13 protein-coding genes are annotated in these 14,831 nt (G+C 63.9%); 6 read left to right on the forward strand and 7 right to left on the reverse strand.

What is annotated here, in order from left to right:
• The first annotated feature begins 55 nt into the window (after positions 1-55).
• Positions 56-949, forward strand: coding sequence for a LysR family transcriptional regulator (locus BLR77_RS02625; protein WP_074675332.1), 894 nt, complete (start codon positions 56-58; stop codon positions 947-949).
• Between the two features lie 45 nt (positions 950-994).
• Here the strand turns inward: BLR77_RS02625 and BLR77_RS02630 are convergent, their stop codons facing one another.
• Entirely contained in the window at positions 995-1,711 is a 717-nt protein-coding gene (locus BLR77_RS02630) for a DUF6683 family protein (protein WP_074675333.1), read from the reverse strand.
• A gap of 341 nt (positions 1,712-2,052) precedes the next feature.
• On the opposite strand from BLR77_RS02630, the gene BLR77_RS02635 reads away from it, so the two are divergent.
• On the forward strand, positions 2,053-2,877 hold the full coding sequence (locus BLR77_RS02635) for an AraC family transcriptional regulator (RefSeq protein ID WP_074675334.1): 825 nt from the start codon (positions 2,053-2,055) through the stop codon (positions 2,875-2,877).
• A gap of 72 nt (positions 2,878-2,949) precedes the next feature.
• Positions 2,950-3,336: a cupin domain-containing protein gene (locus BLR77_RS02640; protein WP_074675335.1), complete on the forward strand. Its 387-nt coding sequence runs from the start codon at positions 2,950-2,952 to the stop codon at positions 3,334-3,336.
• Between the two features lie 639 nt (positions 3,337-3,975).
• Here the strand turns inward: BLR77_RS02640 and BLR77_RS02650 are convergent.
• Entirely contained in the window at positions 3,976-4,467 is a 492-nt protein-coding gene (locus BLR77_RS02650; protein WP_074675337.1) for a MarR family winged helix-turn-helix transcriptional regulator, read from the reverse strand.
• 85 nt (positions 4,468-4,552) lie between these two features.
• Between BLR77_RS02650 and BLR77_RS02655 the strand changes: the two genes are divergently transcribed.
• Both BLR77_RS02655 and BLR77_RS02660 read left to right on the forward strand, forming a co-directional pair.
• A complete protein-coding gene (locus BLR77_RS02655) occupies positions 4,553-5,455 on the forward strand; it encodes a DMT family transporter (protein WP_074675338.1) in 903 nt (300 codons plus the stop codon).
• Entirely contained in the window at positions 5,452-6,627 is a 1,176-nt protein-coding gene (locus tag BLR77_RS02660) for a cyanate transporter (protein ID WP_074675339.1), read from the forward strand. The genes BLR77_RS02655 and BLR77_RS02660 overlap by 4 nt, the downstream gene beginning before the upstream one ends.
• Positions 6,628-6,811: 184 nt before the next feature.
• Here the strand turns inward: BLR77_RS02660 and glyA are convergent, their stop codons facing one another.
• The 4 genes from glyA to BLR77_RS02680 are packed head-to-tail and all read right to left on the reverse strand — an operon-like array spanning position 6,812 to position 11,369.
• The gene (gene glyA / locus BLR77_RS02665) at positions 6,812-8,086 is read right to left on the reverse strand and encodes a serine hydroxymethyltransferase (RefSeq protein WP_074675340.1); all 1,275 of its coding nucleotides are present in this window, start codon (positions 8,084-8,086) and stop codon (positions 6,812-6,814) included.
• Positions 8,087-8,105: 19 nt separating this feature from the next.
• The gene (locus tag BLR77_RS02670) at positions 8,106-9,287 is read right to left on the reverse strand and encodes an aspartate aminotransferase family protein (protein ID WP_074675341.1); all 1,182 of its coding nucleotides are present in this window, start codon (positions 9,285-9,287) and stop codon (positions 8,106-8,108) included.
• Positions 9,288-9,318: 31 nt separating this feature from the next.
• Entirely contained in the window at positions 9,319-10,128 is an 810-nt protein-coding gene (locus BLR77_RS02675; RefSeq protein ID WP_074675342.1) for a YggS family pyridoxal phosphate-dependent enzyme, read from the reverse strand.
• Positions 10,128-11,369 (reverse strand): benzoate/H(+) symporter BenE family transporter, encoded by a 1,242-nt coding sequence (locus tag BLR77_RS02680; protein ID WP_074675343.1) that lies wholly within the window; start codon positions 11,367-11,369, stop codon positions 10,128-10,130. Before BLR77_RS02680 ends, BLR77_RS02675 begins: the two co-directional genes overlap by 1 nt.
• Positions 11,370-11,476: 107 nt before the next feature.
• On the opposite strand from BLR77_RS02680, the gene pdxR reads away from it, so the two are divergent.
• Complete coding sequence (pdxR, locus tag BLR77_RS02685) at positions 11,477-12,961, forward strand: MocR-like pyridoxine biosynthesis transcription factor PdxR (RefSeq protein WP_074675344.1); 1,485 nt, start codon at positions 11,477-11,479, stop codon at positions 12,959-12,961.
• Positions 12,962-13,087: 126 nt separating this feature from the next.
• Here the strand turns inward: pdxR and fadD1 are convergent, their stop codons facing one another.
• A complete protein-coding gene (fadD1, locus tag BLR77_RS02690) occupies positions 13,088-14,776 on the reverse strand; it encodes a long-chain-fatty-acid--CoA ligase FadD1 (RefSeq protein WP_074675345.1) in 1,689 nt (562 codons plus the stop codon).
• Positions 14,777-14,831: the final 55 nt, after the last annotated feature.

Below are 14,831 nucleotides of genomic sequence, written 5' to 3' on the forward strand. Positions count from 1 at the left end.
ACCTTGACGGCGGTAGATGGCTTTTCTGGCAAACACCTTTGCTTACGGAGCACAAATGGACTTCAACGGCAGATCAGGTGAAATGGTCGTGTTCGCCACCGTGGCGGAGCAAGGCAGCCTATCGGCCGCCGCACGTGCATTGGGGCTGACCCCTTCGGCCGTCAGCCGGATCATCGCCCGCACCGAACAGCGCCTCGGCACCCGTCTGCTGCTGCGCACCACCCGCGCGATCACCTTTACCGCCGAGGGCGAGGCGTATCTGCGCGGTGCCCGGCGCATCCTCGCCGATATGGCGGAAGTCGAGGAAGCCATCGCCGACCAGGGCGTGCCACGGGGTCGCTTGCGCGTCAGCGCCGCCCTCGGTCATGGCCGGCTGGCCATCGTGCCGCTGGTGGCCGCCTTCAGCGCGCGTTACCCGAACATCACCGTCGACCTCAGCCTGGGCGACGAGGTGGTCGACATTCTCGGCGGCCAGGCCGACGTGGCCGTGCGCTTCGGCCATCTCCCGGATAGCCCGTTGACCGCCCGCAAAGTCGGCGAAACCGGCCAGGTGGTGGTGGCCTCCCCCGACTACCTGCAGCGCCACGGCACGCCACAGCAGCCGGAAGATCTGCTGCAGCACAACTGCCTGCGCTTCAACTTCCGCCGCGCCGAACCCAACTGGCCGTTCATCCGCGATGGCCAAGGGTTCTCCCTGAAGGTCTGCGGCACTATCGAATGCAGCAGCGGCGAGGCGCTGGCGCAGTTCGCCCGGGTCGGCGCCGGCATCGCGCGCATCGGCGAATTCAGTGTGGCCGAAGACCTGCAGCGCGGCGATCTGGTGCCGCTGCTGCAAACTTTCAATCCCGGTGATCGGGAGCCGATTCATGCGGTGTTCGTGGGCGGCTCGGCGATGCCGGCGCGGGTGCGGGTGTTCGTAGATTTCCTGGTGGAACATCACCGGATGTGAGCAGCGGCGATTGCCAGAACTGGAGGCGACCCTACTACCGAGGCACTAGCGCCCGGTGAACCCGTTCGCGGTCACTTCATAAGCACGCATGTCATTGCGGGTGATCGCCTTCAAGTCGCTCCTGACCGCATCGGCTAGGTCCTGTGTCGACCGAGATGACAATGAACGTACGCGTGCCTCCTCCAGCCACAACGCGGTTATTATCAAGCGTATCTCGGACTCCTGCTGCAGCTCAGGCCCACTCTTGCGAGCCAAAGGGGACCGCTGCAGCCCGCCAGCGGTCTGCCGGAAAATGGCTGCTGTCTGCTCCTCCGACAACGAGCGCCCGTTAGCAAGCTCCCAACCGACGGCCAGGAACAGCGCCGTAGCGCCACTGAGAGAATCCTCCGGTAGGCCGCGTTTCTTCAGCTCTTGGCGATAAATGGCGCGAGTGCCTGCCGTTCTTACCAGAGATGACGGGTCCTCCATCTGGAATTGCACCGTGACCATCTCGGACAAGCGCTGTGCGACACCCTCCTCGATCTGGCGGCTCAACTCACCCGAGCGCTCAAAGGACAGCGCGGCAGCATCTTCCGGTCGAGCCCGCGCAGAGGTTTCAGCCTCCTCATCATCAGCGCTCTGACCTGCTGCCTCCTGCGCATTCCGGAGAGCAGACTGGCCCAGAATACCGTTGCCCCAGATGCCGATATTGACCTGTGCCGAGGCAGAGCCGACCAGAAACATAGCGCCCAAGGCGATGGCATGGATGCGTAAAAGATGCATGGCATTTTTCCATTAGCTTCGTCGTCAAGAACTGAGCGACCGATCCCAGCCGCCAACAAAAAAGGGGGAAGAGTGTTGAATCAGACCAGCCGCACCGAAGATAAATCCGCCGTCTTTTCTTCGTTGAACGCGTAAGTTGGATCGAAACGCCGACCGCCCGTGGCGTCAGCGAACAGCTCACCACACGGGCAGTTGCGCGCTGTGCCGTGACGCAGAGCGTCACAGGCTTGCTCCCATGCGAGAACCATCGAAGAGCCAGACATGCGTAGGCATACCCCCTAGTATTGGCAGATCTTTAAGTGCATACCTGCCAGTAACGTGCATGACCGAGAGCAGCCCTCATGGATAGCAAAACGAACCAACCCACCTCCAGTGATTGGGTCGTGCGAAGCGCTCTACCCAGCGGGGTGGAACGTATCGAGGCGTGGTTTGCTGGCCATGGCTATGACCCACATCGTCACGACACTTACTCGATCGGACGAACCCTCGCAGGGGTGCAGAGCTTTAACTACAAAGGTTCTCTGTGTCACGGAGTCCCTGGAAATACGCTTGTGCTGCACCCTGACGAACTGCATGACGGCATGGCCGGCACCAATGCCGGTTTCCGCTACCGTATGGCGTATGTCGACCCGGCACTTATCCAGAACATTCTGGGCGGACAACCCCTGCCCTTCATATCCGGGGGGCTCTCGAACGATCCACGCCTGTACCGTGCCAGTGAAGCATTCGTGCAAGCGCTGGATCACCCGCTGGAAATGCTGGAAGAGCAGGACGCCCTGTATGACCTTGCGATGGCATTGCACGCAGTCGCAGGCAAGCCACGTGGCCGCAAGCGTCTGGATTACCGTGCGGCCGAGCGCGCACGGGCATTCATCATGGAGCACCTGCACTCCGGCATTACCTTGGAAATGCTCGAGCAAGCCAGCGGACGCGAACGCTGGAGCCTATCGCGTGACTTCCGCACCCTCTACGGCACCAGCCCATACCGATTTGTCACCCTACGCCGCCTGGATTGCTTTCGACGGCTTGCTCTGAATGGTTTCACCTTGGTAGACGCGTCCCTTGCTGCTGGTTTTCACGACCAAAGCCATATGACCCGGCATTTCACACGCAGCTATGGCGTATCGCCCTTACGCTGGCTGGCGCGCCTGCGTCCTGCATGCTGACTTGCAGGATCTTACAAGAGGGATGCTTTTCGCCTCGCTAGGCTGACGACTCCCATTACAAGAGGATCCGTCATGCCTCATTCCCGTCACCCACAAACCACCCTCCCAGTCGACCTCAAGCAAAAGGCCTCGCTGATCGAGCAGCAATGGAGCCCAAGGGTCGTCGCCGAAATGAACGACTACCAGTTCAAGGTGGTGCGAATAGAAGGCGAATTCATCTGGCACTCGCACCCGGAAACTGACGAGGCGTTTCTGGTACTGGAGGGTGTCTTGCGCATTGACCTGCCGGAGGGCTGCGTCCATGTGAAACCTGGGGAGCTATACGTCGTGCCACGGGGTGTTGAACACCGTACAGCAGCGCAAGGAGAGGCGAAACTGATGATGATCGAACCTCGAGGGATCCTGAATACGGGGCACGAAGGAGGTGATCTAACCGCGCTGAACGATATATGGATCTGACTCGGTGGTGCCAAGTCTAACGCCAGCAAGTAGCCCGGACATCCACTGCAACGGCTGATGAAAAAAGCGCCATCCACTTTACGGTGAAACCGAGGCGTAGGGTGGACAACGCGCAGCTTGTCCACCGCTGCTTCAAGCACCATCGATACTCGAAATATGCTGCTCCGCCCCAATGAAGCTTGAAGCAACAGCAGCCCAGGCCAGATGAACTGCCCCGGATTTCGCTGTGCTCAACCCAGGCTACATATTAATAATCGGACACCCCTCGCGAACTGCGTCCAGAGTGTCTTTCGTCTTCAGGCCGTGTACTGGGTCAACACTGATCCCAAATTTCGATGCCTAGCTCAGCATCAGGCGGACATGCGCTGATCCGCTCTTGGAGCACTTCGGGCGTGAAGTAAAGCGCCGGGGACATTCTCCGGTTTGCTGGCAGCCTCGGCAGTATGTCGCTGGCCGCTCCCCTGTACAGGCTGGGGAAGTTGTCAGAGCGGGTCCGCGTCAGCTTCCCGGCTTCGGCCAGTTCATTGACCCACTGGGGCCACCGAGCCTCCCAGAGGGCTAGGGTGTTTTCTCCTCGAACCGACTCAACGTCGGGGTGCATATAGATCCGTATCTGAAAGCTCATTCAGCGCCCCCTTCTCACTCAGCCAACCCCGCCAACAACTTGCCATGCAATTCATGCAACGTCCGCTGCTCGTCAGCGGTCAATCCTGAGAGCACGCGCTGCAGATTGGCCACATGGGCTTCGAGCATACCGTCGATCAGTTCGAAACCGGCCGAGGTCAGTGCCACCAGCACGCCACGGCGGTCGCTGGGGTGCTTACGCCGCTCGATCAGCCCGGCCTTTTCCAGACGGTCGATACGACTGGTCATGCCGCCCGAGGAAATCATCGCGCTCTCGTACAACACGGTGGGCATCAGCGCATAGGGCTCGCCCGAGCGACGCAAGGTAGCGAGCAGGTCGAACTCGCCGGCCTGCAGGCCATGTTCGGCGAAGAACGGCAGCAGATGATCACGACTGATCAGCTGGCTGAGTTCGCCCAGACGGCCAATCACCGCCATGGCAAAAGCATCCAGATCGGGCCGCTGTTGCTGCCACTGCTGGGCAGCCAGTTGTGCACGGTCTTGCATATCGTCCTCGATTTATCTTGCTATCAAGATACTTTTCAAAAAGAATGTTTGCATCGTAACGCATTCACTTTCAGGAGACAGCTGCATGCCCGGCTCCAATTTTCGTCCTGTTCTCGCCTTGTCATTATTGCTGGCCATCGGTGCATTGATGGGGCTGACCAGCAATCTGGTGAAGCTGGCCGGCAACTTCGGCTGGCCAGCCATGGCCTACCTGTTCTGGAGCCTGCTCGGCGGCGGTTTGCTGCTGTTGCTGTTCACCTGGATACGTGGCGAGCGCCCCGGCATCAGCCCAGGATTGCTGGGCTATTACCTGGCCTCGGGGCTGCTCAGTATCGCCGTACCGAACGGCTTGCTGTTCAGCTCGATTGGCCATGTCGGCGCCGGTTTCGCCTCGATGTGCCTGGCCTTTCCGCCGCTGATCACCTACCTGCTGGCCCTGGCCCTGCACATGGAAGGGTTGAGCCGCATTCGCCTGTTGGGCATCTGTATCGGGCTGGCCGGCAGCCTGTTGCTGGCGCTGGGCAAGCTCAATGCCGGTGACAGCCCAATCCTGTGGGTACTGGCGGCGCTCTGCGTGCCGGTGTTCCTGGCGCTGGGCAATATCTACCGCGCGCGCTACTGGCCGGCTGGCGCCAGCCCGCTCTCCCTGGCCCCCGGCATGCTGCTCGGCGGCGCCCTGCTGCTGGTACCGCTGGGCCTGTTCGGCGTCGACCTCGCACCACGTCTGGAAACCCCGGCAGCAGCCGGCCTGCTGGCCGTGCAGATGCTGCTGTTCGCGGCGGTCTATGCGCTGTTCTTCATCCTGCAGAACCTGGCCGGTACGGTGTTTCTCAGCCAGATCGGCTCGGTGGCGGCGATCACCGGCGCTGCCATTGCCATTGGCCTGCTCGGCGAACAGGGCAGCCTGAGCATGCTGCTGGCCGCGCTGTGCATCGTCATCGGCGTGCTGCTGGTGGCCTGGCGTGGAACGAAGGAGGCACAAGCATGAAGCGCCAGACCTTGCTGCTCATCGCCATCGTCCTGCTCGGCCTGAATCTGCGCCCGGTGCTGGCTGCCATCGGCCCGTTGCTCGACCGTATCCAGCTCGATACCGGCCTGGATCATGTCGGTGCCAGCCTGCTGACCAGTCTGCCTGTGGTGATCATGGGCCTTGGCGCTCTGGCCGCCGGCCTGCTGCGCAAACGCTTGGGTGAACGCAACGGGATTCTCTTCGGCGTACTGCTGATCGCCCTCGCCTGCCTGGTGCGCGGCTTACTGCCTGACTCCAGCACCCTGATCATCACCGCATTGCTGGCTGGCGCGGGAATCGCGTTCGTGCAGGCGCTTTTGCCGGGCCTGATCAAGTCGCGCTTCCCCACTGACAGCGGCCGCCTGATCGGTTTCTACAGCTGCGCGATCATGGGTGGCGCCGCATTCGGCGCGGCGCTGACGCCCTGGTTGGCGCAGTCGATAGGCTGGTCGTGGGCGCTGGCGAGTTGGGCACTGCCCGCTCTGCTCGCTGCTGCCTACTGGCGCCGCGCAGCGCCGCATGAAGCCTTGGCGCAAGCAGACAACGTAGCGCACCTGGACGTCTGGCGCTCACCGAGGGCCTGGCTGTTGATGAGCTTCTTCGGCATCGGCACCGCCGGCTACACACTGGTGCTGGCCTGGCTGCCGCCTTACTACACCTCGCTGGGTTGGAGCGCGCAGTACAGCGGCCTGCTGCTGGCTGCGCTGACGCTCTGCGAAGTAGTCGCCGGCCTGCTGGCATCGAGCCTGCTGCCACGCTACCCGGATCGACGTGTGTTACTGGCGGTGGTCTTGCTGGCACTGCTGGCCGGGCTGCTTGGCCTGATGCTGGCACCGCTGCAACTGGTGGTGCCGATCTGCATGCTGCTGGGCGTGGGCATCGGTGCGCTGTTCCCGCTTTCGCTGGTGGTGGCCCAGGATCACCTGGACGACCCACGCCAGACCGGCGATCTGCTGGCGTTCGTGCAAGGCGGCGGCTATCTGATCGCCGCCACCGCGCCGCTGCTGGCTGGCCTGCTACGCCAGTACACCGATAACCTGCGCCTGAGCTGGATGGCGATGGCCGCTGCCACGCTTGTGTTGATGCTCATGGCGTCCCGCTTCACCCCTGACAGCGGGCAGTTCCGCACCCGCCCTCTGCGCGTCGCGTAGGATGGGTTCAGCGCTCAGGGTGGGTCGACACGCAGACCGCGCGTAGCGACAGCGAACAGTCCATCCAGGCCAAGGCCGAACTGCTTGACGACGAATGCATGGACGCAGGAGGTGGAGCGGCGCAGGAAGCTAAAGCTGAGTACGCCCGCACCTAATACGCCTTACATTTACCTAGGTTAGAGGCCTACCAGCGATACACCGGAAAGCGCCGGCACAGCTCCGTCACCGACTCACGCACCCGGGCACGTACGGCCACTTGCGTTTCGCCACCCACCTCGAGCGCATCCAGCACCTCACACAGCCAGCCGGCTAAACGCTCGCACTCATCGATACCGAAGCCTCGCGTAGTCACGGCCGGCGTGCCGATGCGCAGCCCCGAGGTCACGAACGGCGAGCGTGGGTCGTTGGGCACCGAGTTCTTGTTGGCGGTGATATGGGCGTCGCTCAGGGCGGCATCCGCGTCCTTGCCGGTATAGGGCCTGTCGGACAGGTCGATCAGCATCAGGTGGTTGTCGGTGCCGCCCGATACGATGCGATAACCCCGCTGCTGCAGCACGGCGGCCATGGCCCGGGCGTTGCTCAATACCTGGCGCTGGTAGGTCTTGAACTCGGGCAGCAGCGCTTCCTTGAAGGCTATCGCCTTGGCGGCGATGACGTGCATCAGCGGGCCGCCCTGAATGCCGGGAAATACGGCGGAATCGAGCCGCTTGTAGAAGTCCTCACCCTGCCCCCTGGCCAGGATGATGCCGCCTCGCGGGCCGCGCAGGGTCTTGTGGGTGGTGCTGGTGACCACGTGGGCATGGGGCAACGGGCTGGGGTATTCACCCGCCGCCACCAGGCCGGCGACATGCGCCATGTCTACCCAGAACACCGCCCCTACCTTGTCGGCGATGGCGCGCATGCGCGCCCAGTCCTTGTGCCGCGAATAGGCAGAGAAGCCGCCGATCAGCATTTTCGGCCGGGTTTGCAGGGCAATGCGCTCCATCTCGTCGTAGTCGATCAGGCCGGTTTCGGGATCGAGGCCATAGGGCACGATGCGGTAATGCCGCCCGGAGAAGTTGGACGGGTTGCCGTGGGTAAGGTGGCCACCCTGCGCCAGGTTCATGCCCATCACGGTGTCGCCCGGATTGGTCAGCGCCAGGAACACTGCCGCATTGGCCTGGGCCCCGGCGTGCGGCTGGACGTTGGCGTAGTCGCAATCGAACAATGCCTTGAGCCGCTCGATGGCCAGGCGCTCGGCCACGTCCACATGCTCGCAACCGCTGTAGTAGCGCTTGCCGGGGTAGCCTTCGGCGTACTTGTTGGTGAATACCGAGTGCTGGATCGCCATCACCAGCGGGCTGGCGTAGTTCTCGGAGGCGATCAACTCAACGTGATCCTCCTGGCGGCCTTCTTCAAGGCGCACGGCCTCGGCCAGTTCGGGGTCGAAATCGGCGAGGCTCAGGGCGGCGTCATACATGGGGTAATTTCCTCGTGGGTCAGTTCGCAGGTTTCAGTAGCTGGGTAATGCGCTGGGCGATGTCGTCGATCTGCGCTTCGCTGCAGATCAGCGCCGGCAGCAGGCGGATGGTGCTGTCACGGGTCACGGTGATCAGCAGGCGTCGCTCGGTCAGTGCGCGCCCCACCAGTTCCTTGCAGGGGCGGCTCAGCTCGATGCCGACCATCAGGCCTCGGCCACGAATGGCGATGACTTCCGGGTGATCGCCCAACGCCTGCTGCAAACGCCCGAGCAGACGCTCGCCGAGCACGGCGGCGCGCAGTGGCAGGTCGTCGCGCTGCATGATGTCGAGCACGCTGCAGGCCACCCGACAGGCCAGCGGGTTGCCGCCGAAAGTGGAGCCATGCAGGCCCGGAGAGAACAGATCGGCGGCGGCGCCGCGCGCCACACAGGCGCCGATGGGCAGGCCATTGCCCAGGGCCTTGGCCAGGGTCATCACGTCGGCCGTGATGCCCGCATGCTGGTGGCCGAACCAGGCGCCGGTACGGCCCATGCCAGCCTGGATCTCGTCGAGCATCAGCAGCCAGCCATGCCGGTCGCACAGGGCCCGCAGTTCGCGCAGGTAGGCAATGCTGGCGACGCGGATGCCGCCCTCGCCCTGCACCGGCTCAAGCAGCACCGCGACGATGTCCGGGCACTGCTCGGCCACCTGGCGAACGGCCTCAATGTCGTCGTAGGGCACGCGCACGAAGCCGTCGAGCAAGGGTTCGAAGCCGGCTTGCTTGGCCGGGTTGCCCGAGGCGGACAGCGTGCCGATGGTGCGCCCATGGAAGCCGTTGTCCATCACCAGCACGGTCGGCCTGGCGATGCCCTTGCGTTGGCCATGCAGGCGCGCCAGCTTGAGGGCCGCCTCGTTGGCCTCGGCGCCCGAGTTGCAGAAGAACGCCCGCTGCATCCCGGTGAGTGCGCAAAGGCGATCGCCCAGGCGTTCCTGCCAGTCGATGCGAAAGACATTGGAGGTGTGCAGCAGCATCCCGGCCTGCTCGGCAATGACCGCAGTGATCTCCGGGTGCGCATGCCCGAGGCCGGTGACCGCCACGCCGGCGATGGCATCGAGGTACTCCACGCCCTGCTCGTCCCACAGCAGCGCACCGCTGCCACGAACGAAGGACACCGGTTGGCGGGCATAGGCACGCATCAGATGGGAATGAGCAATGGACATGGATCGAACCTCACAGCAGCAGTGGAAAAGATCAGGGTTGTTCAGCGGGCACGGCGCCCGGCCAGTAGTGGCTATCCGGCAGCGCGCGGGCGCCGAAAATCGCCTGGCCGACGCGCACCACCGTGGCGCCCTCTTCGATGGCGATCTCGAAATCCCCGGACATGCCCATCGACAGCGCATCCAGCTCGACGCCGGACGGTGCGTCCTGGCGTATTCGGTCACGCAGCTCACGCAGGCGCACGAAGCACTGGCGTACCCGCTCAGCCTCGCTGGAGAACAGCGCCAGGGTCATCAGCCCGCGCACCCGCAGGGCGGAAAATGCCGGCAGTGCCTGGACGAACGCCGCTACATCCTCCGGGGCCAGGCCGTACTTGCTGGCCTCGCCGGAGGTGTTGACCTGCACGAACACATCCAGCGCACGGCCCTCGACCTGCAGGCGGCGATCCAGCGCCTCGGCCAGGCGCAGGCTGTCCAGGGCCTGGAATTCCGTGGCGAAGCGCGCCACTAGCTTGGCCTTATTGGTCTGCAGGTGGCCGATCACCGACCACTGCAGATCGCCCAGGTCCTGCATGGCCTGCCACTTGCCATGGGCTTCCTGCACCTTGTTCTCGCCGAGCATCCGGCAGCCGGCGGCATAGGCCAGGCGCAGGCTGGCCTCGGGCTTGGTCTTGCTCACCGGCAGCAGGCGCACCGAGACCGGGTCACGGCCAACGCGCTGGCAGGCCGCTTCGATACGGCGCTGCACCTCGGCCAGGTTGTGGCGAAAATCTTCCACCGAGGCGGCCTCGGGGTAGCGCCCATGGTGGTCGTGGCGGGTGGCGGTGGGATGATCGACTGGCATCAGTTCACCCCCTTGTTCACCGGCAGTTCCGCCGCGCCGGTCTGCGCCGGGCGTGGTGACCAGCGCCCATTGAGCATGGCGTAGGCCAGCAGGCCGATCACCAGTCCCCAGAACGCACCGCCGATGCCCAGCAGGTTGATGTCGGCGGCGGCTGCCAGGAAGGTGATCAGCGAGGCCTCACGGGTGCGTGCATCGGCCATGGCGCTGGCCAGGCTGCCGCCAATGGTGCCGAGCAGCGCCAGGCCGGCCAGGGTAGCGATGAAGGTCGCCGGAAAGGCCATGAACACCGCCGCCAGGGTGACGCCGAAAATGCCCACCAGGATGTACAGCACCCCGGCGGCGATCCCGGCGATCCAGCGCTTGGAGGGGTCTTCATGGGCCTCGCGCCCAGTGCAGATGGCAGCGGTGATCGCGGCAAGGTTGAAGGCGTGCGAGCCGAACGGCGCCATCAGCAGGGAGCCAAGCCCGGTCAGGGTAACGATGGGGTTGGCGCTGGTGCTGAAACCATCGTTGCGCAACACCAGCATGCCGGGCATGTACTGCCCGGTCAGGGTGATCAGGAACAGCGGCAGCGCCACGCTCAGCAGTGCATTGAGGGAAAACGCAGGCGCGGTGAACACCGGCGCCGCCAGTGCCAGGCTGACGGTGGAGAGATCCACCCGCGCCTGCAGCAACAGGAAGGCCAGGCCCAGCAGCAGGATGCCGACCACCGCATAGCGTGCGCTCAAGCGCTTGAACAGCAGGTAGCTGACGATCAGCACCCCAGCCAGCAGCGGATCGAGGCTGACGCTGGCGAAGGCCCCGATGCCGAACTGCAGCAGGATGCCCGCCAGCAACCCGGCCGCCACCCCATTCGGAATCAGCCGAATGACCCGCTCGAACCAGCCGGATAACCCCAGTAGGACAAAGGCCGCCGCCGAGATAAGGTACGCACCGATGGCCTCGGCATAAGGCGTGGTGACCAGCGCCGTCACCAGAAACGCCGCCGCCGGCGTCGACCAGGCGGTGATGATCGGCGCGCGCGCCATCCAGCTCAGGACAATGCCGGTCACCCCCACGCCAATCGACACCGACCACACCCAGGAGGCCGTCAGCTCCGGGCTGAGCCCGGCCACCCTGGCCGCCTGAAACACCAGAATGAAGGTGCCGCCGTAGTTGACGATGACCGAGATCAGCCCCGCCACGATGGGATGGGTGAGGTCTCCCGGACGGAGGGACGAGAACGAAGAATACGCGGACATGACCTGACAAGAGCTCCTGGCGGAATGGGAGAAGGCTTGCGAGGCAACGTTATAGGCCTAGAATGGCCTGATTTATCCGTCCATTTCTGTATAGGGGTACAGACCAATTGTTCAGGCACGCCCAGCTCGAATCCGTCAAAGCCTGGATCGACGACCCAGCCCATGGCGCGCAGCCCCTGTACCTGCGCGTGCAGCGGGCGATTCGCCAGTTGATCCTCGATGGCGTGCTCGACGCGGGCAAACCCCTGCCGGCATCACGCGCCCTGGCCAAGTCCCTGGCGGTATCGCGCGATACGGTGGAATCGGCCTACAGCCAACTGCATGCCGAGGGCTTCATCGAGCGCCGTGTAGGCAGCGGCAGTTTCGTCTCGGAGCGCACGCAGCGCTTGCCGGGGCGCGGCAAGGCCAGGGCTCGGGCACCGCAGCCGGCGACGCCGCGCCTGAGCCAGCGCGGCAACGCCCTATTCCACAACGGCGGCGTGCGGGACTTCCTCATGCCGCGCCCCTTCGCCCCCGGCGTGCCGGAAACCCGCAGCTTTCCGCTACCGACCTGGGAACGCCTGCAACGCCAGGTGCTCATGGAACAGGGCTATCGCGCCCTGCTGCACAGCCCGCCACAGGGCATGGAGGCGCTGCGCCGCGCCATCGCCGATTACATCAACCTCGAACGGGGCGCCAGCGCCACGGCGGAACGGGTGCTGATCCTCACCAGCTCTCAACAGGCGCTGACCTTGTGCGCCACCGTGCTGCTCGATGCCGGTGAGCGCATCCTCATCGAAGACCCGTCCTACCACGGCGCGCGCAAGGCATTCGAGGCCGCCGGCCTGCACTGCGTACCCGTGCCGCTGGATGCGCAGGGCATGCAGGTGGAGCGGCTGAACCAGGAGAGCGAGTCCGCCAGGGCCGTGTTCCTCACCCCGTCACACCAATTCCCGACGGGGGCAACGCTGGCGCTGGATCGCCGCCTAGCCATCATCGAATGGGCGCAACGTCAGCAGGGCTGGATCATCGAAGACGACTACGACAGCGAATTCCATTACGACGGCAAACCCAAGGCCTGCGTGCAGGGGCTCGATCCCTACGAGCGCACGATCTACATCGGCACCTTCACCAAATCCCTGTTTCCCGGCCTGCGCATCGGTTACATGGTGCTGCCACCGACACTGGTCGCGCCGATGACCGTGGCGCGTACCCTGCTCGACGGGCACAGCGCGCCGATCCCGCAACTCACCCTGGCTCGCTTCATTGAGGGTGGCCACTTCGGCGCCCATATCCGCACCCTGCGCGCCGTGTACGCCGAACGCCGCGACGTGCTGGCGCGGCTGGTGCGCGAGCACCTGAGCGACTTCGTTGAGCCACGGGTTCCGAGCGGCGGCATGCAGATGCCCTGCGTATTCATCCGCGACATCGACGAAGACGAGCTGGTGGCCTCCGCGCGGCAGGCCGGTATCGACCTGTTGGGGCTGAGCGCCCTGCACGCCACCGAACAGCGCACGGCCGGTATCCTGATGGGCTTCGCCGCGCACGCGCCGCACGAGCTGGAGCCAGCAGTGAAGAAGCTGGCCAGTCTGCTACGTGCCAGGTGCAGTTGACGAGGCACTGCCGTCACGGCTTTCAGGCAAAAAAGCGTTTTTCACGTAAGCACGGAAAACAGCGAGCCTGGATGACAGGCAACAAAAAACCCGCCGTAGCGGGTTCTTCGTTTCAGCGGATACGAATCACTTCTTGCCCAGCTTCTTCAGCTCTTCGTCGCGCAGCTCGCGGCGCAGGATCTTGCCGACGTTGGTGGTCGGCAGCACGTCGCGGAATTCGACGGCCTTGGGCACCTTGTAGCCGGTGAGGTTGGCACGCATGTGCTCCATCACCTGCTCCTTGGTCAGGCTCTCGCCCGGCTTGACCACCACGAACACCTTGATCGCTTCGCCGGATTTTTCATCCGGTACGCCGATAGCAGCGCACTGCAGTACGCCAGGCAGAGTCGCCAGCACGTCTTCGAGTTCGTTCGGGTAGACGTTGAAACCGGACACCAGAATCATGTCCTTCTTGCGGTCGACGATGCGCAGGTAGCCGTCTTCCTGGATCAGGCCGATATCGCCGGTCTTCAGCCAGCCTTCGGCGTCGAGGATTTCGTCGGTGGCTTCCTGGCGCTGCCAGTAGCCCTTCATCACTTGCGGGCCCTTCACGCACAGCTCGCCGATCTCGCCGATGGCCAGCTCCTGGCCGTCGTCGTTGACGACCTTGCACAGGGTCGAGGGCACCGGAATGCCGATGGTGCCGAGCTGGATGGCGCTGAACGGGTTGACCGTGGCCACCGGACTGGTCTCGGTCATACCGAAGCCTTCGCAGATGGCGCAGCCGGTGACTTCCTTCCAACGCTCGGCGGTGGCCAGTTGCAGGGCCATGCCGCCGGATACGGTGAGCTTCAGGCTGGAGAAGTCCAGCTTGCGGAAGTCCTCGTTATTGCACAGGGCCACGAACAGGGTGTTGAGGCCAACGAAACCAGTGAAGCGGTACTTGGCCAGGTCCTTGACCACGGCCGGCAGATCGCGCGGGTTGGTCAGCAGGATGTTGTGGCCACCGATCAGCATCATCGCCATGCAGTGAAAGGTGAAGGCATAGATGTGATAGAGCGGCAGCGGCGCGATCAGCACCTCGCAGCCTTCATTCAGGTTGGCGCCCATCAGTGCCTTGACCTGCAACATGTTGGCCACCAGGTTGCGATGGGTAAGCATCGCGCCCTTGGCCACGCCGGTGGTGCCGCCGGTGTACTGCAGCACGGCGATATCGGCGTTGCTCGGGGTGGCCTCGGTGAAACTCTGGCCACGGCCCTTGGCCAGGGCGTCGTTGAGTTTGACAGCCTTGGGCAAGTTGTAGGCCGGCACCATCTTCTTCACGTGCTTGATCACGGCATTGACCAGCAGACGCTTGAAGGTCGGCAACATGTCGCCGACTTCGGTGACGATCACGGTTCTGACGCCGGTCTTGGGCACCACCTGTTCGGCCAGGTGGGCCATGTTGGCCAGGCAGATCAGCGCCTTGGCGCCGGAATCATTGAACTGGTGCTCCAGCTCCCGCGCGGTGTACAGCGGGTTGGTATTGACCACCACCAGGCCGGCGCGCATGGCACCGAACACCACGATGGGGTACTGCAGCACGTTGGGCAGCTGCACGGCGATGCGGTCGCCAGGCTTGAGATCGGTGTGCTTCTGCAGGTAGGCCGCGAAATCACCGGAGAGCTTGTAGATCTCGCCGTAGGTGAGCGTCTTGCCCAGGTTGCTGAAAGCAGGCTTGTCGGCGAAGCGTTGGCAGGACTCTTTCAATACCGCGAGGATGTTCGGGTACTGATCGGGATTGATTTCGGCAGCAACCCCAACGGGATACTTGTCCTTCCAGAAGTTTTCGGTCATGGAAGCCCACTCCTAAGCAACAGCTGATCTTCACCGCGCGACGGCGGTTGTTTGT

This window comes from Ectopseudomonas alcaliphila (genome assembly GCF_900101755.1).
In the GTDB taxonomy this organism is placed as follows: Bacteria; Pseudomonadota; Gammaproteobacteria; order Pseudomonadales; family Pseudomonadaceae; genus Aquipseudomonas; species Aquipseudomonas alcaliphila.